At 71.1% G+C, this 25,334-nt stretch carries 24 protein-coding genes; 9 read left to right on the top strand and 15 right to left on the bottom strand.

Features of this window, described 5'->3' with window-relative positions; genetic code table 11:
- Positions 1 to 13 precede the first annotated feature (13 nt).
- Complete coding sequence (gene rplU, locus SJY14_RS10720; RefSeq protein ID WP_054144935.1) at positions 14 to 325, bottom strand: 50S ribosomal protein L21; 312 nt, start codon at positions 323 to 325, stop codon at positions 14 to 16.
- An 88-nt stretch (positions 326 to 413) separates the two neighbouring features.
- Between rplU and SJY14_RS10715 the strand changes: the two genes are divergently transcribed.
- Positions 414 to 1,055 carry a hypothetical protein gene (locus SJY14_RS10715; protein WP_396598881.1) on the top strand — a complete coding sequence of 214 codons (642 nt, stop codon included), beginning with the start codon at positions 414 to 416 and terminating at the stop codon, positions 1,053 to 1,055.
- A 22-nt stretch (positions 1,056 to 1,077) separates the two neighbouring features.
- Here SJY14_RS10715 and SJY14_RS10710 read toward each other — a convergent pair whose 3' ends face one another.
- From SJY14_RS10710 to SJY14_RS10695, 4 genes are all read right to left on the bottom strand, one after another.
- Positions 1,078 to 1,428, bottom strand: coding sequence for a DUF779 domain-containing protein (locus SJY14_RS10710; RefSeq protein WP_396600271.1), 351 nt, complete (start codon positions 1,426 to 1,428; stop codon positions 1,078 to 1,080).
- Between the two features lie 155 nt (positions 1,429 to 1,583).
- Positions 1,584 to 3,125, bottom strand: coding sequence for an aldehyde dehydrogenase family protein (locus SJY14_RS10705; RefSeq protein ID WP_396598880.1), 1,542 nt, complete (start codon positions 3,123 to 3,125; stop codon positions 1,584 to 1,586).
- Between the two features lie 174 nt (positions 3,126 to 3,299).
- Complete coding sequence (locus SJY14_RS10700; RefSeq protein WP_396598879.1) at positions 3,300 to 4,541, bottom strand: GAF domain-containing protein; 1,242 nt, start codon at positions 4,539 to 4,541, stop codon at positions 3,300 to 3,302.
- 123 nt (positions 4,542 to 4,664) lie between these two features.
- Positions 4,665 to 5,591: an NAD-dependent epimerase/dehydratase family protein gene (locus SJY14_RS10695; protein ID WP_396598878.1), complete on the bottom strand. Its 927-nt coding sequence runs from the start codon at positions 5,589 to 5,591 to the stop codon at positions 4,665 to 4,667.
- Between the two features lie 124 nt (positions 5,592 to 5,715).
- On the opposite strand from SJY14_RS10695, the gene SJY14_RS10690 reads away from it, so the two are divergent.
- The gene (locus SJY14_RS10690; RefSeq protein WP_396598877.1) at positions 5,716 to 6,432 is read left to right on the top strand and encodes a TetR/AcrR family transcriptional regulator; all 717 of its coding nucleotides are present in this window, start codon (positions 5,716 to 5,718) and stop codon (positions 6,430 to 6,432) included.
- A 64-nt stretch (positions 6,433 to 6,496) separates the two neighbouring features.
- Here SJY14_RS10690 and SJY14_RS10685 read toward each other — a convergent pair whose 3' ends face one another.
- The 3 genes from SJY14_RS10685 to SJY14_RS10675 all read right to left on the bottom strand — a co-directional run bounded on the left by SJY14_RS10685 (position 6,497) and on the right by SJY14_RS10675 (position 11,430).
- Complete coding sequence (locus SJY14_RS10685) at positions 6,497 to 6,832, bottom strand: TraR/DksA family transcriptional regulator (protein WP_396598876.1); 336 nt, start codon at positions 6,830 to 6,832, stop codon at positions 6,497 to 6,499.
- Between the two features lie 11 nt (positions 6,833 to 6,843).
- Positions 6,844 to 7,866 (bottom strand): glutathione S-transferase family protein, encoded by a 1,023-nt coding sequence (locus SJY14_RS10680; protein ID WP_071253834.1) that lies wholly within the window; start codon positions 7,864 to 7,866, stop codon positions 6,844 to 6,846.
- Positions 7,867 to 7,959: 93 nt separating this feature from the next.
- The gene (locus SJY14_RS10675) at positions 7,960 to 11,430 is read right to left on the bottom strand and encodes a DNA polymerase III subunit alpha (protein ID WP_396598875.1); all 3,471 of its coding nucleotides are present in this window, start codon (positions 11,428 to 11,430) and stop codon (positions 7,960 to 7,962) included.
- Positions 11,431 to 11,563: 133 nt separating this feature from the next.
- On the opposite strand from SJY14_RS10675, the gene SJY14_RS10670 reads away from it, so the two are divergent.
- Both SJY14_RS10670 and SJY14_RS10665 read left to right on the top strand, forming a co-directional pair.
- Entirely contained in the window at positions 11,564 to 12,856 is a 1,293-nt protein-coding gene (locus SJY14_RS10670) for an aromatic acid exporter family protein (protein WP_396598874.1), read from the top strand.
- Between the two features lie 200 nt (positions 12,857 to 13,056).
- Complete coding sequence (locus SJY14_RS10665) at positions 13,057 to 14,421, top strand: glucose-6-phosphate dehydrogenase (protein WP_071253828.1); 1,365 nt, start codon at positions 13,057 to 13,059, stop codon at positions 14,419 to 14,421.
- 67 nt (positions 14,422 to 14,488) lie between these two features.
- Here SJY14_RS10665 and SJY14_RS10660 read toward each other — a convergent pair whose 3' ends face one another.
- The 7 genes from SJY14_RS10660 to SJY14_RS10630 all read right to left on the bottom strand — a co-directional run bounded on the left by SJY14_RS10660 (position 14,489) and on the right by SJY14_RS10630 (position 21,191).
- Positions 14,489 to 16,279 (bottom strand): glycoside hydrolase family 15 protein, encoded by a 1,791-nt coding sequence (locus SJY14_RS10660; RefSeq protein WP_396598873.1) that lies wholly within the window; start codon positions 16,277 to 16,279, stop codon positions 14,489 to 14,491.
- Positions 16,280 to 16,348: 69 nt separating this feature from the next.
- Positions 16,349 to 17,032, bottom strand: coding sequence for a nicotinamide riboside transporter PnuC (gene pnuC / locus SJY14_RS10655; protein ID WP_396598872.1), 684 nt, complete (start codon positions 17,030 to 17,032; stop codon positions 16,349 to 16,351).
- A gap of 194 nt (positions 17,033 to 17,226) precedes the next feature.
- Positions 17,227 to 17,553 (bottom strand): DUF6504 family protein, encoded by a 327-nt coding sequence (locus tag SJY14_RS10650; RefSeq protein WP_055972315.1) that lies wholly within the window; start codon positions 17,551 to 17,553, stop codon positions 17,227 to 17,229.
- Positions 17,554 to 17,663: 110 nt separating this feature from the next.
- Positions 17,664 to 18,947, bottom strand: a complete 1,284-nt coding sequence (locus SJY14_RS10645; RefSeq protein ID WP_396598871.1) for a type II toxin-antitoxin system HipA family toxin — start codon at positions 18,945 to 18,947, stop codon at positions 17,664 to 17,666.
- Positions 18,944 to 19,306, bottom strand: coding sequence for a helix-turn-helix domain-containing protein (locus tag SJY14_RS10640; protein ID WP_071253820.1), 363 nt, complete (start codon positions 19,304 to 19,306; stop codon positions 18,944 to 18,946). The genes SJY14_RS10645 and SJY14_RS10640 overlap by 4 nt, the downstream gene beginning before the upstream one ends.
- 89 nt (positions 19,307 to 19,395) lie before the next feature.
- The gene (locus tag SJY14_RS10635; RefSeq protein WP_071253818.1) at positions 19,396 to 20,442 is read right to left on the bottom strand and encodes an App1 family protein; all 1,047 of its coding nucleotides are present in this window, start codon (positions 20,440 to 20,442) and stop codon (positions 19,396 to 19,398) included.
- A gap of 38 nt (positions 20,443 to 20,480) precedes the next feature.
- A complete protein-coding gene (locus tag SJY14_RS10630) occupies positions 20,481 to 21,191 on the bottom strand; it encodes an SOS response-associated peptidase (protein ID WP_396600270.1) in 711 nt (236 codons plus the stop codon).
- Positions 21,192 to 21,323: 132 nt separating this feature from the next.
- Here SJY14_RS10630 and SJY14_RS10625 point away from each other — a divergent pair, with 132 nt between their 5' ends.
- The 5 genes from SJY14_RS10625 to SJY14_RS10605 all read left to right on the top strand — a co-directional run bounded on the left by SJY14_RS10625 (position 21,324) and on the right by SJY14_RS10605 (position 25,291).
- Positions 21,324 to 21,971: a TetR/AcrR family transcriptional regulator gene (locus tag SJY14_RS10625; RefSeq protein ID WP_396598870.1), complete on the top strand. Its 648-nt coding sequence runs from the start codon at positions 21,324 to 21,326 to the stop codon at positions 21,969 to 21,971.
- 128 nt (positions 21,972 to 22,099) lie between these two features.
- Positions 22,100 to 22,936, top strand: coding sequence for an ABC transporter ATP-binding protein (locus tag SJY14_RS10620; RefSeq protein WP_396598869.1), 837 nt, complete (start codon positions 22,100 to 22,102; stop codon positions 22,934 to 22,936).
- Entirely contained in the window at positions 22,933 to 23,622 is a 690-nt protein-coding gene (locus tag SJY14_RS10615) for an ABC transporter permease (RefSeq protein ID WP_396598868.1), read from the top strand. The genes SJY14_RS10620 and SJY14_RS10615 overlap by 4 nt, the downstream gene beginning before the upstream one ends.
- Positions 23,619 to 24,359: an ABC transporter permease gene (locus tag SJY14_RS10610; RefSeq protein ID WP_071253810.1), complete on the top strand. Its 741-nt coding sequence runs from the start codon at positions 23,619 to 23,621 to the stop codon at positions 24,357 to 24,359. Before SJY14_RS10615 ends, SJY14_RS10610 begins: the two co-directional genes overlap by 4 nt.
- Entirely contained in the window at positions 24,356 to 25,291 is a 936-nt protein-coding gene (locus SJY14_RS10605) for an ABC transporter substrate-binding protein (RefSeq protein ID WP_396598867.1), read from the top strand. The genes SJY14_RS10610 and SJY14_RS10605 overlap by 4 nt, the downstream gene beginning before the upstream one ends.
- Positions 25,292 to 25,334: the final 43 nt, after the last annotated feature.

The following is a 25,334-nucleotide window of genomic DNA, read 5'->3' as shown; positions in this document are numbered from 1 at the left end:
TGTTGTCAGCCCCTTAGTTGGTGGTGATCGAGGTGATCTTGACGCGGGTCAGGTCGGCACGGAAGCCCATGCGACGCTTGTAACCGGTCTTGTTCTTGTAGTTCTGGATGACGATCTTGGGTCCGCGCAGGTCGTTGAGGACCTCGCCCTCGACCGTGACCTTCGCCAGGTCGTCGCCCGACAGGATGGTGTCGCCGTCGACGTGCAGGACGGGGACGAACGAGACGGTGTCGGCGGTCGCGGCCTTGAGCCGGTCGACGGTCAGGATCGTGCCGACCTCGACCTTCTCCTGACGGCCACCGGCGCGCACGATTGCGAAAGCCATGGGAACTCCAAAAAAGTGGGGGATGTGACGCCCGGACTGCCGGACGACGTCGTGGTGCCACGAGGACAACTTGGATAGTCTTTCACAAATGTCACGACCGATCAAACTTCGCCGCCCGCCGCAGTTCACGGCCGAGATCGTCGACGACGCCCGCGAACGTCTGCTCGACCTGCTCGACGACCTGAAGACGCTCACCACCGACCACGCCGACGACATCGAGGTCTGGGGCTCGGCCGTGACGGCCGCCGGCTGGGAGATCGCGAGCCTCGGCCAGTGGCTAGGCCTCGAGGGCGAGGCGGTGCTGCTGCTGGGCGGCGCGTCGTACCCCGAGATCGCCGAGCACCAGGGCACGAGCGCGTCGGCCGTGTACGCCCGGGTCGGCCGGTCGCTCACACTCGCTCCCTACGCGCACGCCTCCGGCGCCGACGGGGCGACCACCCGCGTCTCGGCCGAGGGTCTCGACCAGGCCCGTGCCGAGTACGACCAGGAGGCGCGGGCCGGCGACCCGACGGACGTCGCCCCGGCGACCGCCCCCGTCGGCGACTCGCTGGCCGACCGCGTGCCCGAGGTGCTGCGGGACGGCGCCCGGCGCACGACCGAGATCGTCGCTGCCCTGCCGGACTACCGGCGCAGCAGTGTGCTTTCCACGCTGAGCGTTCTCGCCCGGCAGGGAGTGGTCGAACGGGTGGGGCACGGCGTCTACGCCCTGCCCCACCCGCCGACCGACTGACCCCTCCGGTGTGGGCGTCGCCCTATCGGTCCGGGGCGACGGCCACCGCCTCGTGGAGTCCGAACGCCCGCAGCTCGGCGTCGTCGAGCATGCGCGACCGGATCAGGAACCGCTTCCCCTCCGGACTCTCCACCGAGAACCCGGCCCCGCGGCCGGGCACGACGTCGATCGTCAGGTGCGTGTACTTCCAGTACTCGAACTGACTGCGGGACATGTAGACCTCGATCGGGTCCAACCCGTCGACGTGCAGGTCGCCGAGGTGGACGTCGACGGCCCCCACCCGGAAGAAGCCGACGGGGTAGCACATCGGCGACGAGCCGTCGCAGCAGCCTCCCGACTGGTGGAACATCAGCGGGCCGTGCTGGGCCGTCAGGGCGACGAGGAAGGTCGCAGCCTCGGGTGAGACGTCGACCCGGGAGGGGGTGGAGGCGACCGCCCCGGAGGCGGGGGCCGGCGTGACCTCGCCGACCCGCGCCTCCTCGGCTGCTGCCGCTGCTGGCGCCCTAGCGGCCGTCTGCTCGGGCGTCATCAGAAGAAGCCCATCGGACCGTCCGCGTAGCTGACCAGCAGGTTCTTCGTCTGCTGGTAGTGGTCGAGCATCATCTTGTGGTTCTCGCGACCGATGCCGGACTGCTTGTAGCCGCCGAACGCCGCCCCGGCCGGGTACTGGTGGTACGTGTTCGACCAGACGCGACCGGCCTGGATGTCGCGGCCGGCCCGGTAGAGCTGCGCGCCGTTGCGGCTCCAGACCCCGGCGCCGAGGCCGTACAGGGTGTCGTTGGCGATCTTGATGGCGTCGTCGTAGTCGCTGAAGCTCGTCAGGGACAGGACGGGGCCGAAGATCTCCTCCTGGAAGATGCGCATCGAGTTGCGGCCCTCGAAGATCGTCGGGTTGACGTAGTAGCCCTCGGTCAGGTCGCCGCCGAGGTCGGCACGGTCGCCGCCGAGCAGAAGCTTCGCGCCTTCCTGCTTGCCGATGTCCATGTAGCTGAGGATCTTCTCGAGCTGGTCGTTCGACGCCTGGGCGCCGATCATCGTGTCCATCGAGAGCGGGTTGCCCTGCTTCACCTTCTTCACACGCTCGACGCCGTCGGCGGTGAACTGGTCGTAGATCGACTGCTGCACGAGCGCCCGGCTCGGGCAGGTGCACACCTCGCCAGAGTTGAGGTTGAAGAACGAGAAGCCCTCGAGCGCCTTGTCGTAGAAGTCGTCGCGTTCGTCGGCGACGTCGGCGAAGAAGACGTTCGGGCTCTTGCCGCCGAGCTCGAGCGTGACCGGGATCAGGTTCTCGCTCGCCATCTGCATGATCAGGCGCCCGGTCGTGGTCTCGCCCGTGAACGCGATCTTGCGGATGTTCGGGTGGCTCGCCAGGGGAGCGCCGGCCTCGACGCCGAAGCCGTTGACGATGTTGAGGACGCCGGCGGGCAGGAGGTCCTTGATCAGGTCCATGAAGACGTGGATCGACGCAGGGGTCTGCTCGGCCGGCTTCAGGACGACGCAGTTGCCGGCCGCGAGGGCGGGGGCGAGCTTCCATACGGCCATCAGCAGCGGGAAGTTCCAGGGGATGATCTGACCGACCACGCCGAGCGGCTCGTGGAAGTGGTACGCGACGGTGTCGTTGTCGATCTCACCCGTCGATCCCTCTTGCGCCCGGATGGCCCCGGCGAAGTAGCGGAAGTGGTCGATCGCGAGCGGTACGTCGGCGGCGAGGGCCTCGCGGATGGGCTTGCCGTTGTCCCAGGTCTCGGCGACGGCGAGCATCTCGAGGTTCGCCTCCATGACGTCGGCGATCCTGTTGAGGATCAGCGCGCGCTGGGCGATCGTGGTCTTCTTCCACGAGTCGAAGGCCCGCCACGCGGCTTCGACGGCCCGGTCGACGTCGGCCGCGTTGCCCCGGGCGACCTCGGTGAAGACCTTGCCGTTCACGGGGCTCGGGTTCTCGAAGTACTGCCCGCTCGCCGGGGCGACGTACTCGCCGCCGATGAAGTGGTCGTAGCGGGCCTCGAAGACCACCTTCGCGTCGGGCTGTCCCGGGGCGGCGTAGGTGTTCGGAGGAGTGGTGACGGTCATGACGGTCCCTTTCGACGACGGTGTCGGGTCGGCGGCGGGGGTCGCCCGCCGGTGGCGGCAGGCTACGTCGGGGGAGGTTGCATCGGGTTGCACGGCGTGGGTCGCGGGCGGCGCGGCCGCGGGGGTCGGGAGGTGCGGGGGTGCTCGTGAGGAGGCGCGGGTCGCGGTGCCGCGTCAGCTCCGGTTCTCGAGGGCCTCGAGGTGCGCGACGAGGTGCGTCCGCCGGGGCGATCCCGGGGGCAGCCGACGCAGCAGCTCGAGCAGGACGCGGACGTCGTCGCGGCCCGTGGACGACTCGGAGTACGACAGCAGGGTGTCGATCGAGCCGCCGGTGAGGAGCGCGTCCCGGACGGTCGCGGCGACCTCGGCCCGGAGGGCGACGACGCCAGGAGCCGTGGACGAGGGAAGGGCCGGGCCCGTGTCGGCCCGCACGGCCGCGCGGTGGGCGCCGCGGTCGACGAGCCCGACGAGCGTGTCGAGGTCGAGGGTCACCGGGCGGGGCAGTCGGTACGGGCGCGACAGGGGGACCAGCGTCGGGTCGAGAGCCTCGACGACGTGGCGGAGGCGGACCATCTCGGGCCGCAGGGTGGACACGGCGTCGACGTCGCCGTAGACCGCGTCGGCCAATTCGTGGGCCGTGTAGCCGGCGGGGCGGTGGGCGAGCAGGGCCATGATCTCGGAGTGACGGGCACCCAGCGCGATCCGGCCGTCCCCGACCGTGAGGACCGCCTCGTCGCGACCGAGGGTCGTCAGGCCGGCGGGGGAGTCGGGCACGGGGTGGACCGGGTGCCGCGCGGTGCGGGTGGGGGCGCGACCGACCGCGGCGAACCCCAGGAGCGCGAGATGCGCCTCCACGGCCGCGACCGTCGCCGTGACCAGGGGCAGCGTCAGTGAGCCGGCCGCCCGCTCGTCGCCCGTGATGTCGACGACGCCGATCAGGCGCCCGTCGACGGGGTCGTGGACCGGCACGGCCGTGCAGCTCCAGGCCCGCACGCGGTGGTTCCAGTGTTCGTCGCCACGGATCTGCACGCCCCGGTCGAGCACGAGGGCCGTACCCGGGGCCGAGGTGCCGACCTGCGCCTCCGACCATCCGGCGCCGGCGACGAACAGCATGTCCTCGGCCCGGCGGCGGGCCGTGTGATCGCCCTCGACCCAGAGCAGGCGCCCGTGCTCGTCGCCGATCGCCACGAGCAGTCCCGAGCCCGCGACGTCGTCCACCAGCAGACGGCGCACCACGGGGAGGGCCGGGGCCAACGGGTGGTCGCGGCGCCGGTCGCCGAGGTCGTCCTCGGGCAGCTCGAGCCGGGGCAGGCCGTCGGGATCGAGCCGGCGTCGGGAGGCGCGGTCCCACGAGTCGCGCACCACCCGGCGCTGCGGCCCGACGTCGCGGGGCGGACGGCTCGCGGTCAGGGGCATCGAGCACCAATCGTCGTCGATCGGGGCGAGGCGGCCGTCGTGCGGCGTCGTCGCCGGGGTGCTGTCAGCGTACGACGGCACGCGGCCCCGGGGAAGGCCGCCGCGTGGGGGTCTGCTGTGACCTCACGGTCGACGAGCGGCGTCGCGGGTGGCCGCGATCGTCGCGTCCAGCGCCTCGGGCCACGGGGTCGGTCCGATGCCGAGCAGGCGTTCGCTCTCGGACGAGTCCACGACGAAGGGCGAGTCGAACTGGTACTGCATCGCCCTCACCTCGCGGAGGAACGGCACCGTGCGGGTCAGGCCGGCCCACAGCAGCGGGTTCCACGGTCGGACGCGACCGGTCAGGCCGTACCGGCGCCGCGCCTCCTCGGCGATCTCGACCCGGGAGGCGTGGGTGGCGTGCGGTGTGAGCCAGGCGCGACCCCACTCGTCGTGGTCGATCGCCGCCACGAGGGTCGAGACGACGTCGGGCAGGTACGCCCAGGCGTGCGGCTGGGTCACGTCGCCGACCGCGTGGGCGGTGCGGCCCGCGACGAGCGGCCCGAAGAAGTCGCAGCCGAGGTGGGCGTTGCGCCCGGCGCCCGGCCCGAAGTAGTCGCTCGCGCGCACCTCGACGGCCCGGACGCCCCGGTCGGCCGCGGCCAGGAGGCGCGTCCAGATGTCGGCGCGCACCCTGCCCTTCTTCTCAACGGAGGCGAGGGGCGTGTGCTCGGTCATCGGCTCGGACACCGGCCCGTGGCCGTAGAGATTCCCCATCAGCACGATGCCCGCCCCCGTGGTGGCGGCCGTCTCGATCAGGGCCGTGGTGAGGGCCGGCCACTCCGTGCCCCAGGCGGGATAGGGCGGGTTCGAGCAGACGACGATCGTGTCGGCGCCGTCGGCCGCGCTCGTCAGGGCTGCGGCGTCCTTCGCGTCGAGCGTGAACGCGGTGGCACCGGCGATCACGGTGCCGCGGCGGGTGGCGACGCGCACGGTGTCACCCCGCTCGGCGAGACGGCGGACGAGGAGGGCGCCGATGGCTCCGGCTCCGACGACGAGATGGGTGGGCATGGGTCCTCCTGGGGATGGCCGACGAGAGCGGTGCTCTCGGATCTGACCCTAGAGCCGGGTGGTCCAATGTGCAAGAGCGGTGCTCTCGTTTGCGTGCCGTGCTCTCGGACGACAGGATCGGGCCATGACCACGAACGCAGGGGACGACGATCGTGCCCGGCCCACCGGCGGCGTCCGCGAGCGGGCACGGACCGAGATCGTCGAACGCGCCCTCGCCTCGGCCCACCGGCAGCTGGCCGAGGTGGGCGCGGCCGCCCTCTCGGTGCGGGCCGTCGCGCGCGACCTGGGCATGGCCTCGTCGGCGATCTACCGGTATTTCCCGAGCCGCGACGCCCTGCTGACCCGCCTGATCACCGACGCCTACGTCGACCTCGCCGACGCCGCCCGACGGGCCGAGCAGGCGGTCGACCGCGCCGACCACCAGGAGCGGTTCCGCGCCACGGCCCGCGCGACCCGCCGCTGGGCGATCGCCGACCCGCACCGCTACGCACTGCTCTACGGGTCGCCCGTCCCGGGGTACGCGGCCCCGGTCGACACCGTCGAACCGGCGATCGCGGTGGGTCTGCTGTTGCTCGGGGCGGTCGACGACGCGGCGGCGAGCGGAGCCTCGCTGCGGGCGATGCCGGTGCGGTCCGGCCTGGCCGACGAGTTCGCGCAGCTCGCCCAGGGCCTGGGGGCATCGGTCGCCCCCGGTGTGCTGGCCGCGGGCATCACCGCCTGGACCTCCCTCTACGGGCACCTCAGCTTCGAGCTCTTCGGTCACCTCACCAACGTGGTCACCGATCGTGACGCCTGGTTCGAGACCTTCCTCGACGAGCAGATCGCGCGGATCTGGGGCTGACGCCCCGGCGACGGCAGGAGGCGCGGGTCACGGCAGAAAACGCGTCGACGGCAGGAGGCGCGGGTCAGCTCGCGCAGTCGATGCAGAGCCGGGCGGTGGGTCGCGCCTCGAGCCGGGCCTCGCCGATCCGGGCCGCGCAGCGCTCGCAGCGCCCGAAGGTGCCGTCGGCGAGCCGGGCCAGGGCCGCCTCGGCATCGGCGGCACGTTCGAGGGCCGACCGTCGGACGGCGTCGAGCTGCGACCGCTCGTAGGCGATCGTCGATCCCTCGGGGTCGTGCTCGTCGTCGACGTTGGCTCCCTCGCGGGCCGCGGCCACCGCCTCCATGTCTCCGAGCAGTCGCGCGGCCAGCGCCTGCGCCTCGTCGCGCGTGACGCGCAACCGGTCGGAGGGATCGATCATGCGGCGGCGCCTCAGGCCGCGACGAGCGGCGGCACCTCTTCGCCCGCACGAGGCGGTGCCGGGGGAGTCCCGTCGCCGAACGGACGGCCGCCGAGCTGCTCGCGCCCGTGCTCGGTGAGCCAGCCCGAGGCGTCCGGCCCGACCGGGACGATGCCCGTCGGGTTGATGTCGGAGTGCACGACGTAGTAGTGCGCCTTGATCTGGTCGAAGTCGATCGTGTCGCCGAACCCGGGGGTCTGGAACAGGTCACGGGCGTAGGCCCAGAGCACCGGCATCTCGGCCAGCTTGTTCCGGTTGCACTTGAAGTGCCCGTGGTAGACCGCGTCGAACCGGGCGAGCGTCGTGAACAGCCGGATGTCGGCCTCGGTGATGGTGTCACCGACCAGGTATCGCTGCCCGGCGAGCCGCTCGGACAACCAGTCGAGCCGCTCGAACAGGGTGCGGTAGGCCCGCTCGTAGCTCTTCTGCGACCCGGCGAAACCGGCTCGGTAGACGCCGTTGTTGACGTCGCGGAAGACCACGGCGTTCACCTCGTCGATCTCGCCGCGCAGGGCCTCGGGGTAGAGGTCGGGGGCGCCCTCACGGTGGAAGGCGGTCCACTCGGTCGCGAAGTCGAGCGTGATCTGCGGGAAGTCGTTCGTGACGACCTTGCCGCTCGGCACGTCGACGATCGCCGGAACGGTGATGCCGCGCGGGTAGTCGGGGGTGCGGGCGAAGAAGGCCTCTTGAAGGCGCTCGATGCCCAGGACGGGGTCGCGACCGTCGGGGTCGAGGTCGAAGGTCCAGCTGCGGGCGTCGTGCGTGGGGCCGGGCAGGCCGAGCGAGATCGCGTCCTCGAGCCCGAGCAGACGTCGCGAGATCACGCTGCGGTTCGCCCACGGGCACGCCCGGGCGGCCACGAGGCGGTAGCGGCCGGACTCGACCGGCCAACCGTCGACGGCGTCGCGCGTGATGCGGTCCTCGATGTAGTTGGTGTCGCGGGTGTACTCCTGGCCCGGCTCGACGTAGCTTCCCTTGGCCTGCTGATCGCTCATGGCGCCACCCTACGCACGGGGCGTCGACTATTCCTGGCCGCTGCGACACGTGCGGGCGATCGGCGGCCCCGGTGGCCGGGGTGGCGACAGGGGTCAGGAGTTGCCGACGGCCAGGGACGAGGAGGCGCGGGTCGCGTTCCAGTCGCGCCACATCGCCTTGAGGTCCCACGCGTTCTCGGCCTCGAGCGAGATGCCCCGCTCGCCGGTGCGACGCGTGCGCCCCTGGATCACCATCAGCTGGGTGCCGAACAGCAGGGAGCCGGCGCGGGCCTGCGCCTCTTCGAAGAAGGTTGAGTCGGAGCAGCCGCTCCCGTCGTCGAGGCTGATGAAGACCACGCGCTTGCCGCTGCGCATCGGCGGGGTCTGGGTCGCGATGCGGATGCCCGCCACGAGCACGGTCGTGCCGTTCCAGTGGTCGCGCAGGTCGGCGGCGCGCACCACGCCCAGGTCGTCGAGCATGGGCCGGTAGCTCTCGATCACGTGCTCGCTGACCTCCATCGACAGGATGTCGAGCTCGTCGGCGACCCGCTGTCGGGCGTCGACGTCGGGCGTGCCGGTCGGCACCGTGTCGGAGTCGTCGATCGAGAAGTCGAGCTGGTTCTCGACGTCGGTGGCCTTGGGGCGCGACGACCGGCCGGTGAGCGCCCGCACCCGGGCCAGGACGTCGCCGCGGGTGCGGCCCGGCCCGGCGACCGAGTCGAGTGCTCCGACCTGCGCCAGGCGTTCGAACAGCGACCGGGACGGCGTCGCCCGCTGCCAGAAGTCGGTGATGGAGTCGTAGGGACGGTTCACGACCACCCGGGCCAGCTCGGCGTCGCTGATGCCGTGCACGTCGGCCAGCGACAGCCGCAGTCCGAGGTCGCCCACCCGGGTCGGCGCGATCGGGGTCGCCGGCGGTCGCAGGCGCTCGACCCGGTAGACGTCGGTCGAGGCGTTGACGTCGAGCGGCAGCACGGGGACGCCCATGCGTCGCGCCTCGGTCAGCAGCAGCCGTTTCGGGTACATGCCGGGATCGTGGGTGAGGATGCCGGCCAGGAACTCGGCCGGGTAGTGGGTCTTCAGCCAGGCGCTCTGGTAGGTCGGCAGGGCGAACGCGGCCCCGTGGGCCTTGCAGAAGCCGAACGACCCGAACCCCTTGAGCGCGGCCCAGATGCGGTCGACCGCGGCGTCGTCGAAGCGTCGCCTCCCGGTCGCGGGGTCGAGGTTGCCCCGGGTGCGCTCGCGGAAGGTGGCTTCGAGCGCGTCGTCGTCGCCCTTGCCCATGTGTCGCCGGATCTCGTCGGCCTCGGCGAGCGACACCTGCATCGTCGCCTCGAGGATGCGCAGCACGTGCTCGTGGTAGATGACCACCCCGTAGCTGTCGTCGAGGAACGACGCGAAGCTCGGGTGCAGGTAGTCGGGCTGCTGGAACCCGTGCTTGGTGTCGAGGAACGGCGCGATCATGTTGCCCTTCATCGGGCCGGGGCGGAACAGCGAGATGTCGGCGATCAGGTCTTCGTAGCGGTCGGGCTGCATCTTGCCGATCAGCTCGCGCTGCCCGGGGCTCTCGATCTGGAACATGCCGAGCGTGTGCGTGGTGCGGATCGCCTCGAAGGTGGGTTCGTCGTCGTGGGGGATCTCGTCGAGCTCGATGCGGCCCTGACGGTTCACGTAGGGCACGTCGACCGGCAGGGCGCCGGCCAGGGCGGCACGCGGGCCGTTCACGCGTTCGATCTCGTCGAGGGCGTAGGCGAGCGAGCTCTGCATGCGGACGCCGAGGACGTCGAGCTTGAGCAGGCCGGCGTCGTTCATGTCGTACTTGTCGAACTGGCTCATCGGCAGGCCGATGCCGCTCGGTTGGACGGGGGTCGTGCTGAGCAGGTCGGAGTCGCCGAGGATCACCCCGCACGGGTGCATAGAGATGTGCCGGGGCAGACGGTCGAGCCGTTCGCTGAGGTCGACGAGCAGGTCGATCTGGTCGTTGCTGCGGGCCAGCTCGGCGATCTCGCGCAGTTCGGGTTTCTCGGCCATCGCGGTGCGCAGGTCACGGGCGTTCGACCGCCAGACGTTCTTGGCCACGAGGTCGATCTGCTCGTCGTCGAGCCCCAGTGCGAGACCGGCGTCGCGCACTGCACCGCGCCCGCGGTACGTCGACTGCATCGACATGAGCGTGACCCGGTTGCTGCCGTACCGGTCGAAGATCGCCCGGTAGACCTCGTGCCGCCGGGCCGCCTCGACGTCGATGTCGATGTCGGGCAGGGTCTCGCGCTTGTTGCCGAGGAACCGTTCGAACAGCAGGTCGTGCTCGATCGGGTCGACGTTCGAGATGCGCAGCAGGTAGGTGACGAGGCTGCCGGCACCGGAACCCCGCGCCGCGTTGCGCACCCGCAGGTCGCGCATCAGCGCCGAGACGTCGGCCACGGTGAGGAAGTACCCGGCGAAGCCGAACCCGGTGATGATGCCGAGTTCGTAGCGCATGCGGTCTTCGACCTTGTCGCGCAGGGCCCGGTCGGCGTCGCCGAAGCGTTCGGTGACACCGGCCTGGGCCTGCCGGAACAGCGCCTGGTCGGGGTCACCGTCGACGCCGATCGCGCTGAGCTCGGGCACCTTCGGGCGGCCCCAGCCGAGGTCGGCGACGGGGTCGAGGCGGCACCGATCGGCCAGGCGCTCGGTCGCGGCGAGCATCTCGTCGCCGGCGCTGCGGGGCAACGACGAGGCGTCGCTCACCAGACGGGCCAGCCGGCGCATGTCGGCGGGGCCCTTGAGGTACGCCTGGGCGTTCGGCTGCGGCCGGAACGAGCCGAGGGCGGCCAGGTGGCCGGCCGAGTCGAGCACGTCGGCCGTGACGGCCTCGTCGGGGTCGAGGTACCGCACGGCGTTCGTGAGCACGGCGGGCACCCCGACGTGGTCCGCGAGCTCGAGCATGCGTGCCGCGTGCCGGATGCTACGGCTCTCGCCCGGCTCGGTCAGATGGCAGACCACCTCGACCACCACCCCGCCCGGCAGCGTCGCCGCCCAGTCGGCGAGGGACGCCGCGGCTTCGCTGTGTCGACCCGCCTGGACCAGCCGACCCACGTCGGAGTCGGGCCCCAGCAGCACGGTCGCCGCCGGCTCGGTCTCGCCCTGGACGAAGCCCCGCACCCGGGACCGGGCGATGGTCGCCACGCTGTTGGCACTTCCGCTGGCGCGACGGGTGGCCCGACCGTGCGACGCGCTGATCAGCCGACACAGCGCCGCCCACCCCGCCTTCGCCGGCCCGCCGCCCCGCGCCCCGTGCGCCAGCACCACGATGCGGTCGACCCCGCCGGCCGCACCGCCGCCTCCGTCGGGACCCCCGCCGTCCGCACCACCGCCCACGACCCCCTCGCGGTCGTCCCGGCAGCCCAGCTCGACCCCGACGATCGGGTCGACGCCCGCCGTCCGACAGGCCCCGACGTGCCGGATCGCCCCATACAGCCCGTCACGGTCGGTGATCGCCGCCGCGTCGGCACCCGCCGCGACGGCGGCGTCGACGAGCGCCTTCGGGTGCGCCGTGCCGTGGTGGGCGCTGAACGCCGACGCGACGCGCAGGTGGGTGAAGCTCATGGTCGGTACCTCGGGCTGCTGAACCCCCGGCCGGGTCGTTCGAACAGGTGTTCGACCAGTGTACGTCGCTCCGATCGTGCCGTCCCACCGCCGGGCCCACCCGCGGCGTCGCGTGGCCTGTCATCATCGGGGCATGCCCGATCGACGCCCCACTCCGCCCGATCGCCGGGCCGCCCTGCGTCGTGACGCCCGCACCGCGACCCACTGGACACGCGTCCTGCTGGCCCAGCCGCGCCTCCTGCTCGCCGTGAAGACGGCGCTCGCCGCGGCCCTCGCCTACTGGATCGCGCCGCGGGTGCCCGGCGTCGCGGCCGACTACCCCTACTACGCGCCGCTCGGCGCCGTGATCGCGATGTACCCGACGATCAAGAGCTCGCTCCGCCAGGGGCTCCAGGTGCTCCTCGGCCTGGTCGTCGGCATCGGCCTCGCCACGGCGGTCTTCGCGCTGCAGGACGGACAGCCCGGGGTGCTCGCCGTGGCACTCGTCGTCGGGGTCGGCGTGCTCGTGGCGGGCATCCGCTGGCTCGGTGCCGGACGCGACTGGGTGCTGACGGCCGGGCTCTTCGTCCTGCTGCTCGGCGGCGCGAACGCCGAGGCGTACTCGCTGGGCTACATCGTCCAGATCGGGGTCGGCGTCGTCATCGGCGTCGTGGTCAACCTGGTGCTCGTGCCGCCGCTCTACGCCTCGCGCGCCGAGGCCCGCCTCACCCGGGTGAAGGACTCCCTCGCCGACCGGGCCGACGAGATCGCCGGCGTCTTCGAGACGCCCTGGCCCCTCGAGGACGACGAGTGGGAGCGACGCGTGGGCGTCCTGCCGAGCACCCTCCGCCGCGTGCGCGAGACCGTCGCGTACGCGGACGAGTCCCGGCACATGAACCCGCGGTGGATGCTCCGCCGCCGCGACCTCGGGCAGGAGTACGCCGACCTCGCCACGTACGAGCGCGTCTCGTTCCACCTGCAGGACGTCGCCGAGGTCTCGGGCATCCTCGGCCGTCGGATCGGCCGCCAGATCGGCATGCCCGACGACCTCGCGCCCGACGTCGCCCATGCCGTGCACGGCGTCGCCACCGTGATCCGGCGCCACGGGGCCGAGGACATCGACGCGTTCACCGACGCCCGGCGCCGCGTCGCCGACCTCTGGGACGCCGTCGACCGCCATCGCGACCGTCCGACCACCGACACGAGCGGCGGCGTCTCCATCGCCGTCTCGCTCGGGCGCATCATCGCCGCGCTCGACCCCGACGACACCACGGCACCCCGCCCCGAGGACGACGCCGCCGAGGAGGCGCGCGCGGCGGACGACGACGACACCGGCGGCCGGGTGGGCGGCACCGACAGCACGGGGCCGGTCGACGACGACAGCGCGCCCCGCGACACCGCCCCGCACGACACCGTGCAGGACGGCGACGCCGACCCTGCCCGCTGACCCCGATACGGCGCTCACCCCCGGGGAGCAGTACGGTTGACCGGGCACCGGCGCCGAGACGCGACCCGTGCCCTCCGCGGCCGGGGCGGTCGACGGGAATGCCCGTCCCCCCTGTGCGTTGACACCCGTGGCCCCGAGAACCCCCGCCGCCTGATCGACCAGCGACGACACGATCGCCGCCCTCCCACGAAAGCTGCACTGTGACAGACACCACCACCCTCATCATCCTCGGAGCCAGCGGAGACCTCACCGAGCGTCTGCTGCTCCCCGGCCTCGCGAGCCTGCTCAAGAGCGACCGCGGCGTCGACGTCCAGCTCATCGGCACCGGCCGCAGCGAGCGCAGCCCCGAAGAATGGGACGACGTCGTCAAGACCGCCTTCAACGGCGACGCCGGCAGCGACCTCGCCAAGAAGACGCTGGCGTCGAGCCGGTACATCCAGGGCGACCCGACCACGGTCGAGCACCTGAAGGCCCTGTTCGAGGCCAGCGAGGGCACCCCGGTGATGTACTTCGCCCTGCCGCCCGCGATCAGCACCAAGGTGATCCAGGCGCTCGCCGAGATCGACCTGCCCGACGGCCTGCGTCTCGCGCTCGAGAAGCCGTTCGGCTCGGACGAAGAGAGCGCTCGCGAGCTGAACGCCGAGCTGCTCAAGATCGTCCCCGAAGAGCGCATCCACCGCACCGACCACTTCCTCGGTCGCGCCACGGTCCTCAACATGATCGGCCTGCGCTTCGCCAACCGCCTGTTCGAGCCGGTCTGGAACAGCGAGAACATCGAGAAGGTCGAGATCTTCTACGACGAGGTCCTCGGCCTCGAGGGTCGCGCCCAGTACTACGACAAGGCCGGCGCGCTGATCGACATGATCCAGAGCCACCTGCTGCAGGTGCTCGCCGTCATCGCGATGGACGCCCCGTCGAGCATCGACTCGGTCGAGCTGCGCAGCGAGATCGCGCGCGTCCTGCGGGCCACGTGGGTCAAGGACGCCGACCCGGTCGCCTCGAGCCGTCGTGCCCAGTACGCGGCCGGCACCATCGACGGCAAGGACGTCCCCGCGTACGCCGACGAGGACGGTGTCGACAACGACCGTCAGACCGAGACCCTCGCCGAGGTCGAGTTCGAGGTCAAGACCCGCCGCTGGGCCGGCGTGCCGTTCATCCTGCGCTCGGGCAAGGGCATGACCAAGATCCGCAAAGAGGTGCTCATCACCTTCAAGCCGGTCCCGGCGCTCCCCGAGGGCCTCAACGGCTCGTCGACGCCCGACACGCTGCGCATCGAGATCAGCCCCGAGACGATGGAGCTCGGCGTCACGACCAACGGCTCGGGCAACCCCTTCGACCTCGAGAAGTCGACGATGTCGGTCACCCTGGGCAAGCCCGAGCTCACGCCCTACGGCGAGGTGCTGAGCGGCATCTTCCACGACGACCCGACGCTCTCGATCCGTGGCGACGTGGCCGAGCGCTGCTGGGCGATCGTCGCTCCGGTCATCGAGGCCTGGAAGGCCGACCAGGTGCCCCTCGACACCTACGCCGCCGGTTCGACCGGCCCGAAGGACTGGCCCGCCTGATCCTCCGCCTCACCGTCCACGGCCGCCCCGCTCGTCAGAGCAGGGCGGCCGTCGTCGTGTCGGGCACCTACGCCGTCGTCGTCGCGGCCTTCGCGCGCGAGATCGCGTCCGCGGCGCGCACCAGGGCCAGGTGCGAGAGCGCCTGCGGGGTGTTGCCGACGTGTCGTCCCGTGGCGACCTCGATCTCCTCCGAGAGCATGCCGACGTCGTTGCAGTAGCCGACCAGGCGGTCCATCAGGGTGACGGCGTCGTCGACGCGTCCCGAGGCGGCGTACTGCTCGGCCAGCCAGAACGAGCAGGTCAGGAAGGGGTTCTCGGCTCCGTCGAGGCCGTCGACGCCGCTCTCGGTGCGGTAGCGCATGAGCAGGCCGTCCTGCAGCAGGTCGTGCTCGATGGCGGCGACGGTGCCGAGCATGCGGGGGTCGTCGGCGGCGACGAAGCCGACCTGCGACAGCTGCAGCAGGGACGCGTCGACCTCGGTCGTGCCGTAGTGCTGGGTGAAGGAGGCGCGGTCGGCGTTCCAGCCGTGGGTCTCGATCTCGGCGCGCACCTCGTCGCGCAGACTGCGCCAGCGGTCGAGCGGGCCGTCGAGGTCGAACTGCTCGACCCCTTGGATCGCACGGTCGAGGGCGGCCCAGATCATCACTCGCGAGTGCGTGAAGTGCTGCAGCTCGCCCCGGATCTCCCAGATGCCGTTGTCGGGCCGGGTCCAGTTGTCCTCGACGTACTGCATGAGGGCACGCTGCAGGGGCCACGAGTACTCGCTCTCCTCGACGCCGAGCAGACGGGCCTCGTGCAGGGCGACCATCACCTCGCCGAAGATGTCGCCCTGGTACTGCTTGTACGCGGCGTTCCCGATGCGCACCGGCGAGGCGCCGTCGTAGCCGGTGAGCTGCTCGAGTTCGCTCTCGTGCAGGTACCGTTCGCCGGCCAGGCCGTACATGATCTGCACGTCCGCGGGGTCTCCGGCGATGGCGCGCAGCAGCCAGCCGCGCCACCGGTCGGCCTCCTCCGCGTAGCCGTGCAGGATGAGCGCCTGCAGCGTCATCGACGCGTCGCGCAGCCACACGTAGCGGTAGTCCCAGTTGCGCGAGCCGCCGAACTGCTCGGGCAGGCTCGTGGTCGCGGCGGCGACGATGCCTCCGGTGTCCTCGTTGGTCAGGGCCCGCAGGATCAGCAGCGATCGGTGCACCTCGCGGGTGTAGACCTCGGGTGCCGAGCACCGTGACGACCAGTCCTGCCACCAGGTGACGGTCTCGTCGATGCGCGCGGACACGTCCACGGCGGTCGGCGGTTCGCGGTGCGACGGGTACCAGGTGAGGCTGAGGTCGACCGTCTCGCCGGCGGGGACGTCGAACGTGGCCTCGTGCGTGTGGTCGGTGGCCGTGAGCCGGGGGCCCCGGACGACGACGGCGTCGGGCCCGGCCGTGGCGACGAGTGCGGTGCCGTCGCCCTCGGGGACCTGCCGCACCCAGGGGACGGCCGTGCCGTAGCCGAAGCGGATCGCGAGGTCGACGTGCATCGAGACGGTGCCCGAGACGCCGGTCACCCGGCGGACGACGTCGGCCCGCCGATCGCCGTAGGGCATGAGGTCGGTGACCTCGACCACGCCGGTGGGCGTCGTCCAGCGGGTGACGAGCACGAAGGTGTCGTCCACGTAGCGGCGGGTCGAGGTGGCGTCGGCGTCGGCGGGGGCCACGAGCCACCGGCCGGCGTCGTGGTCGCCGAGCAGGGCGCCGAAGGTCGAGGCGGAGTCGAAGCGGGGGAGGCAGAGCCAGTCGATGCTGCCGTCGGAGCCCACGAGGCATCCGGTGTGCAGGTCGCCGATCAGTGCGTAGTTCTCGATGGGCAGGGGCATGCGCTCATCAAACCAGCGCGCCCCCGGTCGGGGTCGGCGTCGCAGGGCCCAGGGCCCAGGGGTCAGCGGTCAGCGTTGCAGCGTCGGGTCGGGCCAGAGCGTCTCGACCTTGGGCTTCTGTCGCCGGGTGCGAGCCCAGACGGCGAACCCCGCGAGGGTGAAGGCGCCGTAGAAGACGTACATGAACGCCGACGCGTAGTAGCCGGCGCTGAACAGCAGGGGAGTGCCGACGAGGTCGACCGCGACCCAGATCAACCAGAACTCGACCCAGCCCTTGGCCATGCCGTAGGTGGCGAGGAGCGACCCCGTGAAGATCCAGGCGTCGGCCCAGACGGGCTCGTACGACCCCAGCAGGCGGAAGACGGGAGTCAGCAGGGCGGTGCCGCCGACCAGGCCGACGACGATCAGCACCCGGTTCTTCCACCCCGCCCAGCGGGGCTCGACGGCCACGCCGCCGGTGTCGCCGGCGTGCTTCCATCGGTACCAGCCGTAGATCGACACGACGATGAACATCACCTGGCGTGCGGCCTGCCCGAGCAGGTTCACCGGGTTCGGGGTGTCGAACACCGCGCCGAGGAAGACGGTGAACAGCAGCGCGTTGCCCACGATGCCGATCGGCCAGGCCCAGACCTTGCGTCGCATGCCGCCGAGGGCGCTAAGCAGACCGAAGACGTTGCCCACCACCTCGCGCCAGAGGATCGTCTGGTCGCCGATGTGCAACTGGGCGTCGAACAACCACAGCAACGGATTCATCGGGAGGCTCTCTTCGGTCGGGGAGGCGGGTGGTGCGGGACCACGGCGTCCCCGAGGCGCAGGGCGCCTGGTGCTGCAACGAGTGTGGCACGAGGGCCATTCCCGGATGGCACAGCCCCGGATGGCACAGCCTCGGTGGCACGGCCTCGGTGGCACGGCCTCGGTGTCGCCGCCCCGGTGTCCGCCGCCGGGGGTCAGGCGAAGAGCTGTTGCTCGACCCGGTCGTCGAACACCCCGAGCAGCAACCACGAGTCGCCTCGGCCGTCGAGCGCCAGGTCGAAGGTGCCGTCGACCCGGTGGGCGCCGTCGGTGAGCGGCACCGCGTCGACCCGCCAGACCGTCATCTCGAGCAGGTGTGCGCTCGCCCCGCGCGGTGCCCGGGTCGCCGACCGCCACCAGTCGGTGCGCGTGACCCAGAGCTCGGGCGAGCTGACGACGCCGTACACGACCCCCCGCCACTCGAAGCGCAGGGGCGCCCCGTCGGCGGTCGTCTCGACCGGGACCTTCTCGTCCACCCTCATCTGCCGACCTCTCGTTCGAATGTGTGTTCGAACGGAGTCTACGAATCCCCACCGACATCGGCCACCCCCTCTGTGGGCGGGGAGCCGAGGCGCCGGGGTCGCACGCGGTCTCACCAGCCGGGCAGCGCCTCCTCGACGTGGGCGACCGCCTCGCGGGGCAGGCCGGCCACGTCGGCGAAGGACCGCCACCGCCGCACCGCGTCACGCACCTCGTCGACGATGCCCGACGCGTCCCGCACCAGGAAGCGGTCGGCCAGGCGCATCACGTCGGCCCGCGAGACGTCGCGGTACACGCCGTCCACCCCCATGAGGTGCTGGTACGTCCACCGCCCGGTCGGGTTGTGCGCGAACGTCACGTCGTACGCGGGCGATAGCCCCCACGACGCCCCGGGCCCCGCCAGCAGGAACGACGAGTTCTTCGTGTGGTCGTCGTTGTTGGCCGCCAGCACGTTGAAGACCATCCGGCGGAACGCCTGCGCCATCGCCTCGTCGCCCAGCCCCAGGCGACGGACCACGTCGAACAGCTGCCCGTAGTCGTGCGCCTGTCGCTGCCGGAAGTCGAGATGGGCCGCCCCGCACAGCGTCAGGACGTGCGCCTTGCCCTCGACCCGACGGTCGAACCGACGCGTCATGAAGTGCGAGCGCCCGTTCTCGTCGAGCAACCGGCACTCGGCCATGTCGATCCCCGCCGCCCCCGCCATCAGCGAGTACGCGTACTCGACCCGACCGGCGAGGCCGCCCGACCCCAACTCGGAGTCCGGGCCCAACCCGTCCAACTTGATCAACCAGTGCTCGAACCCGTCCGGAGCCGCCAACTGACCCGACCGGATCTCGCCCGTCCCACGGTTCCACGCGACCACCGCCTTCGCCCGCGCCCCACCCGCCGACGTCCCCACCTGGATCAAGGACCGGATCGCCGACTCGGTCTCGTGGTCGTCGCTGAAGCTGGCGTCCAGCACGCTGCGCGCCCCCTCGACGAGCGCGCTCAACTCGAGCGCGCTCGTCGTCCGCTGACGCGGCCCCCTCGAGGGTCGGAACTCCAACGCCCCCATGGCCCGGTCCGCCATGTACGCCAACCGGTCCAGCGGGCTCACCTGCTGCCGCGACACCCCCTGCCGCACCAACCAGGCGTCGATCACCGCGTTGCCGAAGTCGTCCGGCATCGCGTCCGCCAGCACGGCAGGAAGCCGGTGGAACGTCGCCTCGGGCAGCTGCGGGAAGACGTGTCGTCGGGTACGGACCGGCATCGTCAGCGGCGCCAGCTCGATGCCCCGAGCCACCCAGTCCGGGTAGTACTCGAAGACGTACGCCCCGAGGCCCGGGTCGAGTGCCACGGCCCCCACCCGCAGGCCCCACGCCGTCACCTCGACCGCCCGGACCGGGACCCAGCTCACGAGCCGTCGCCCGACGATCGTGCGCCCCGCGGGCGGTACACCCGACGTCGCGGCTCGTCGCCCGACGACCGCAGCACGTCGAGCGGGCTGACGGCGCTCGCCGGGGCGATGTTCCCGAGGGCGTCGTCGGCACCCAGGGCCCGCAGGACGCGGACGAGCGAGCGCAGGGTGCTGCCCCGCCCGGCCTCGAGGGACTGCACCGTGCTGGGTGACAGGTCGGCACGTCGAGCGAGCTCGACCTGGTCGAGCCCCTGGTCGAGCCTCAGGCGACGGACCTGTTCGCCGACCTGACGTTCACGCTCGTCGGTCGAGACGAGCGAGGGTGCGCTCGCGGATGGTGCCTGATCGTCGTCGAACACGATGCTCCAATCACGGGATGAACCACGATAACAGCAAATATCACCCAGAAGACGGGACTATCCCACTATTCCGAGAACGTCACGACCGGTCAAGGTCGGTCGATCACGCCGTTGTCGAGGAGTTGCTCCCACAGGCCGGCGCCGTCGGGTGCCGACACCCAGACCACGTCGCTGCCCTCGGCGTGCTCCGACCGCGACCGGCCACCGGCCAGCACGGCCTCGCTGGGTGACAGCTGGCGGATGGCCACGGCGGCGACGTTCTCGGGGTGGTCGTGCAAGAACGTCCCGTACAGCTCTTCGTCGTGCTGCCCGTCGTCGCCGACGAGCAGCCACTTGAGCTCGGGGAACTCGTCGGCCAGGCGGCGCAGGGACTCCTGTTTGTGTTGACGTCCGCTGCGGAAGATCCGGTCGTGGGTGGGGCCCCAGTCGGTCAACAGCAGCGCGCCGCTCGGGTACAGGTTGCGGGACAGGAAGCGGGACAGCGTCGGCGCCACGTTCCAGGCTCCCGTCGACAGGTAGATGACGGGGCACCCGGGGTTCGCCGCGTTCAGGCGTTCGTACAGCACGGCCATGCCGGGCACGGGGCGCCGGGCGTGCTCGTTGAGGACGAAGGTGTTCCAGGCGGCGAGCAGCGGCCGGGGCAACGAGGTGACCATCACGGTGTCGTCGATGTCCGAGACGATGCCGAACCGCGCCTCCGGATCGATGACGAAGATCGGCGCCTCGACCGGCACGGACCCTTCGGTGGTCAGGGTCGCGACGTGCCAGCCGGGTTCGAGGTCGACGGCGATGCGAGCGTCGAGCACGCCGCCGCGGTCGGCCTGGACGCGTTGGACGCGACCGCCGAGCGAGATCTCGACCAGGGCCTTCTCGACGGGCACGCTCGTGAAGCTGCGCCACCCCCGGACGTTGAGGCGGTCGACGCCCGACAGCGTGCCCGTCCGGGTGAGCAGGACGCGCGACAGCACCCGAGCCCATCCCGGGGCGCCGTAGCCGGTGTACGGCACGACCGTGGGGAGGAGTCCGCGACGCCGGGCCCGCTTCTCGCGGAAGCGGTGGACCGAGTTCTCGATGCGGGCCGCTCGGTGGAGGAAGGGCTCGACGGCGGCGGGCGGTGCCTTGCGGGTGTCGGGCATCCGCTCAGTCTCGCACGACGGGTCGTCGAACGGGCGGGTCAGTCGACGGGAGCGAGCAGACCGGGGTGGTCGACCGACGACGAACCGACCTCGGGGCCGATCTCGTGGTGCAGCAGGCGCTCGGCGATCTCGTCGCTGAGGCCCGCGATGCCCTGCACAAGGTCGTCGTCGCCCTCGGTCTCGGGGTCGAGCCAGTCGTCCATGACGTCGGTGCCGACGAGCACCGGCATGCGGTCGTGCACCTCGGACACCGGACCCGAGGAGGCGCGGGTCAGCACGGTCGTCGACAGCAGCCACCGAGACGGGGCGCCGACCTCGGCCGACGGGTCGCGCCACCACTCGTAGAGCGCACCGAACAGGACCACCTCGTCGTCGGGCAGCCGCACGAGGACGGGGCGTTTCGAGCCGTCGGGCAGGGTCTGCCACTCGTACCAGCCCGTCGCCGGGACCAGGCCACGGCGCGAGACCACGGCGTCGCGGAACGACGGCTTCTCGGCGGCCGACTCGGATCGTGCGTTGAAGAGCGGGGGACCGGAGTCGGGGCCCGCCGAGCCACCGGGCACGAGACCCCAGCGGGCCGCCGCGAGTCGTCGGACGGGCGGGCCCCCGGCGTCGGCACCTCGAGGTGCCGCGTCGACCAGGAGACTCACCGGCCGAGTCGGAGCGATATTCCAGGAAGGCTCTGGGAGAGTGTCTCCTGATACATCGACGTCGAACAGGGCCACCAGGTCGCTCGAGGCGCGTGCCATCACGAATCGTCCGCACATGCGCTCCATTCTGGTGGCAGCCGCCGACATCCGGTGACCGACACCTCGGTCCCCTTCCGACGTCATCGCACCGTGCCCGACCCCGTCGAGGCATCGCCACGAAACGGAGAAACGTTGCTCGTCACCGACGTCAATGACGCACTGCCCGGGGGTTCACCGCTGCTCAGGAACGAGCCCGTCCAGGCTCGCAGTTCCGCGCGCCTCACCGGGCTGCTCGACGCGGCCGCGGCCATCATCGACGAGATCGGCTACGAGCGTCTGACCACGGCCATGGTCGCCGAGCGGGCAGGTGCCTCGATCGGCACGGTCTACCGCTACTTCCCCGACCGCATCGCGGTCGTCGACGCCCTCGCCCTGCGGTCCGTCCAGCGCCTGACCGTCCGGGTCGGCGAGGCCGTGTCCGACGACGCCGTCACCGACTGGCGTCGTGCCGTCGACCTCTTCGTCGACGCCAAGGCCGAGATGTACCGCAGCGAGCCCGGCTTCCGCGCCATTCGCTTCGCCGACGCGCCCGACGTGCGCACGCCCGAGACGCGCCAGTACGCGAGCCCGTTGGCCGAGCAGTTGCTCGCGGTCTTCGTCGAGCACTGCGCGGTCCCGCGCACCGACGAACTCGAGCTCGGCCTCCAGGTGGCGGTCGAGATCGCGAACGCCTTGCTGGCGCGAGCCTTCATCGACGACGCCGAGGGTGACGACCGCTTCGTCGGCCAGTGCCGCACGGTGCTGACGGGCTACCTCGAGCCCCTCGTCGGCGCGCACTGACCTCGCGGGCCGTGTGACGGCCGGCGTCAGGGGCCCCGGCGGCGTCGATGACACATCGTCGAGATCTGTGGTTGGGTGAACGCCCTGGCAAGTGTCGATTCGTGCTGCCCACGAGGAATGAGCCACCCATGATCGAGTTCCGTTCCGTGACGAAGCAGTACCCCGACGGCACCCTGGCGGTCGACGACTTCAGCCTCGTGATCCCGTCGCGCAAGACCACGGTCTTCGTCGGGTCCAGTGGGTGCGGCAAGACGACGATCCTGCGGATGATCAACCGCATGGTCGACCCGACGTCCGGCGTCATCGAGATCGACGGCGAGTCCATCGGCGATCTCGAGCCGGTGCGACTGCGCCGCAGCATCGGCTACGTCATGCAGAACTCGGGCCTGTTGCCGCACCGCAAGGTCGTCGACAACATCGCCACCGTCCCGGTGCTCAAGGGCACGTCCAAGAAGGTCGCCCGCGACCGTGCCCTCGAGCTGATGGACACGGTCGGGCTCGACCGCGACCTGGCCCAGCGCTACCCGAGCCAACTGTCCGGTGGGCAGCAACAGCGCGTGGGCGTCGCCCGCGGCCTCGCCGTCGACCCGAACATCCTGCTGATGGACGAGCCCTTCGGTGCCGTCGACCCGCTCGTCCGGTCCGACCTGCAGCAAGAGCTCATCCGGTTGCAGCGCGAACTCGACAAGACCGTCGTCTTCGTCACGCACGACATCGACGAGGCCTTCTACCTGGGCGACCAGGTCGTCATCCTCGAGAAGGGCGGCCAGATCGCCCAGCAGGGCACTCCCGCCGAGATCCTCTCGGCTCCGGCGACCGACTTCGTCGCCGAGTTCATCGGTGCCAACCGGGGCAAGCGAGCGTTGCACGTCGAACAGACCCCGACCGGTCAGGTGGTGGTCGACGGCGACGGACGCACCGCCGGTGTGCTGACCGAACCGGTCCGAGGTGGGCGGACGTCGTGAACTGGATCTGGTCCAACAGCGACTACATCCTCGACAAGACGATCGTGCACCTGGGCCTGAGCGTGCCGCCGGTCATCCTGGCGTTCGTCATCTCGCTGCCGATCGGCTGGTTCGCGAACCGGTACCGGGTGTCGCGGGGCATCCTCACGGTCGCCGGTCTCTTCTACGCGATCCCGTCGCTGCCTCTCCTCATCGCCCTGCCGGTGGTCTTTGGCACCTCGTTGCGCAGTCCCGTCAACATCGTCATCGGGCTCACCCTCTACGGCATCGCACTCATGGTGCGATCGGTGGCCGACGCCCTCGCCGCCGTCGAGGCGGATGTCACGCAGTCGGCGACGGCCGTGGGCTACTCGTCCTGGCAACGGTTCTGGCGGGTCGAGTTCCCCCTTGCGGGTCCGGTCATGCTCGCCGGCTTGCGGGTCGTGGTGGTGAGCACGGTGAGCCTGGCCACCGTCGGCGGCGTGCTCGGCGTGAACGGTCTCGGGCTCCTCTTCATCGACGGTTTCCAGCGCGACATCACCGCCGAGATCGTGGCGGGGATTGTGCTGACCATCGTCATGGCCCTCGTGCTGGACTTCCTGCTCGTGCTCCTCGGGCGCGTCCTCATGCCCTGGAGCCGCAAGGACGCCCGGCTCAAGCCGGTGGCTCCTCCCTCGCGGACCCGCCAGAAGGTCGTGCTGCCGTGAACTTCTTCGTCGAGGCGTTCGCCTGGCTCGCTGACCCGGTCCACTGGACCGGTGCCGACGGCATCCCCACGAGACTGGGCCAACACCTCTGGTACAGCGCTCTCTCGGTGGTGATCGCCTCGGTGATCGCGATCCCCGTCGGTTACCTCATCGGACACACCGGCCGTGGTCGGTCGATCGCGGTCTCGATCTCGGGTGGCGCGCGAGCCCTGCCCTCCTTCGGCGTCATCACCCTGATCGCCCTGTCCGTCGGCATCGGCCTCACCGCGCCGATCATCTCGTTCGTCATCCTGGCGATCCCGTCCGTGCTCGCCGGTGCCTACTCGGGGTTCGAGGCCGTCGACCGCAAGACCGTCGACGCGGCGCGGGCTGTCGGCATGACCGAGTGGCAGATCATGGCGAAGGTCGAGGTGCCCCTGGGGCTGCCCCTCCTGATCGGCGGCATCCGGTCGGCCGTCCTCCAGGTAGTCGCGACGGCGACCCTCGCGACCTTCGTCGGCGCAGGTGGTCTCGGCAGCTACATCATCACGGGCCTGCGGGCGAACGACTACCCGAAGATGCTGGCGGGCTCCATCCTCGTCATCGCCCTCGCGGTCGTCCTCGAGATCCTCTTCTCGATCGTCCAGCGCCTGGTCGTCCCCGCCGGGGTCACGGCCGGACGCCCCTCCGACACCCGTTCCAAGGCCGTCCGGCCCGGGGCGGTCACGGCAACACCCCTCACGAAAGGCACACAGTGATCACAGCGAACAAGAAGGGCCGGCTCACCGTTCTCGGCGCAGTCGCGATCGGGGCCATGGTGGCCCTGGCAGGGTGCGCGTCGAGCGACCCGCTGAGCTCCGGCGACTCGTCCGCGTCGGGCGACGGCGACACGCTCGTCATCGGCTCGCAGCAGTACTACTCGAACGAGATCATCGCCGAGCTCTACGCCCAGGCGCTCGAGGCCAAGGGCTACAAGGTCGACCGTCAGTACCAGATCGGTCAGCGCGAGGTCTACCTGCCCGAGCTCGAGTCGGGCAAGATCGACGTCTTCCCCGAGTACACCGGCAATCTGCTGCAGTACTACGACAAAGAAGAGACGGCGAAGTCGCCCGAAGAGGTCGAGACGGCCCTCGCCGCCGCCCTGCCCGACGGTCTGACCGCGTTGAAGGCCGCCGCGGCGTCCGACCAGGACAGCTACAACGTGACGAAGGAGTTCTCCGAGGACAACGACATCACGAGCCTGGCCGACCTCAAGAACTACTCGGGCACGCTGACTCTGGGTGCTCCGCCCGAGAACGCCGAGCGCCCCTACGGCCCTCCCGGCCTGAAGAGCATCTACGGCGTCGACGTCACCTCGACCCCGATCGACGACGGCGGTGGCCCGTTGACGGTCAAGGCCCTCACCGACGGCAGCGTCCAGCTCGCCGACATCTACACGGCCAGCCCGTTGATCGCCGAGAACGACCTCGTCACCCTCGAGGACCCCGAGAACATGATCCTGCCGCAGAACGTGGTCCCGATCGTGTCCGACAAGGTCGACTCGGACGCGCAGGACGTCATCGACAGCGTCGACGCGGTCCTGAGCGCCTCCGACCTGCAAGAGCTCAACTCGAAGAGCCAGACCGACAAGGAGTCCTCGGCCACCATCGCCAAGGACTACCTGACCGAGAAGGGCCTGCTCGACAGCTAGGCACCCTCGTCGAAGAGCCCCGTTCCGTCCGCGGAACGGGGCT

Source organism: Frigoribacterium sp. R86507, assembly GCF_044597695.1.
Lineage (GTDB): Bacteria > Actinomycetota > Actinomycetes > Actinomycetales > Microbacteriaceae > Frigoribacterium.
Note: the sequence above shows the minus strand (reverse complement) of the source record. Positions and strands in the feature narration are given on the sequence as shown.

Coding starts and splice junctions, on each gene's coding strand:
- rplU (WP_054144935.1), bottom strand. CDS start 325: ATGGCTTTCGCAATCGTGCGCGCCGGTGGCCGTCAGGAGAAGGTCGAG.
- SJY14_RS10715 (WP_396598881.1), top strand. CDS start 414: ATGTCACGACCGATCAAACTTCGCCGCCCGCCGCAGTTCACGGCCGAG.
- SJY14_RS10705 (WP_396598880.1), bottom strand. CDS start 3,125: ATGACCGTCACCACTCCTCCGAACACCTACGCCGCCCCGGGACAGCCC.
- SJY14_RS10700 (WP_396598879.1), bottom strand. CDS start 4,541: ATGCCCCTGACCGCGAGCCGTCCGCCCCGCGACGTCGGGCCGCAGCGC.
- SJY14_RS10695 (WP_396598878.1), bottom strand. CDS start 5,591: ATGCCCACCCATCTCGTCGTCGGAGCCGGAGCCATCGGCGCCCTCCTC.
- SJY14_RS10690 (WP_396598877.1), top strand. CDS start 5,716: ATGACCACGAACGCAGGGGACGACGATCGTGCCCGGCCCACCGGCGGC.
- SJY14_RS10685 (WP_396598876.1), bottom strand. CDS start 6,832: ATGATCGATCCCTCCGACCGGTTGCGCGTCACGCGCGACGAGGCGCAG.
- SJY14_RS10680 (WP_071253834.1), bottom strand. CDS start 7,866: ATGAGCGATCAGCAGGCCAAGGGAAGCTACGTCGAGCCGGGCCAGGAG.
- SJY14_RS10675 (WP_396598875.1), bottom strand. CDS start 11,430: ATGAGCTTCACCCACCTGCGCGTCGCGTCGGCGTTCAGCGCCCACCAC.
- SJY14_RS10670 (WP_396598874.1), top strand. CDS start 11,564: ATGCCCGATCGACGCCCCACTCCGCCCGATCGCCGGGCCGCCCTGCGT.
- SJY14_RS10660 (WP_396598873.1), bottom strand. CDS start 16,279: ATGCCCCTGCCCATCGAGAACTACGCACTGATCGGCGACCTGCACACC.
- pnuC (WP_396598872.1), bottom strand. CDS start 17,032: ATGAATCCGTTGCTGTGGTTGTTCGACGCCCAGTTGCACATCGGCGAC.
- SJY14_RS10650 (WP_055972315.1), bottom strand. CDS start 17,553: ATGAGGGTGGACGAGAAGGTCCCGGTCGAGACGACCGCCGACGGGGCG.
- SJY14_RS10635 (WP_071253818.1), bottom strand. CDS start 20,442: ATGCCCGACACCCGCAAGGCACCGCCCGCCGCCGTCGAGCCCTTCCTC.
- SJY14_RS10630 (WP_396600270.1), bottom strand. CDS start 21,191: ATGGCACGCGCCTCGAGCGACCTGGTGGCCCTGTTCGACGTCGATGTA.
- SJY14_RS10620 (WP_396598869.1), top strand. CDS start 22,100: ATGATCGAGTTCCGTTCCGTGACGAAGCAGTACCCCGACGGCACCCTG.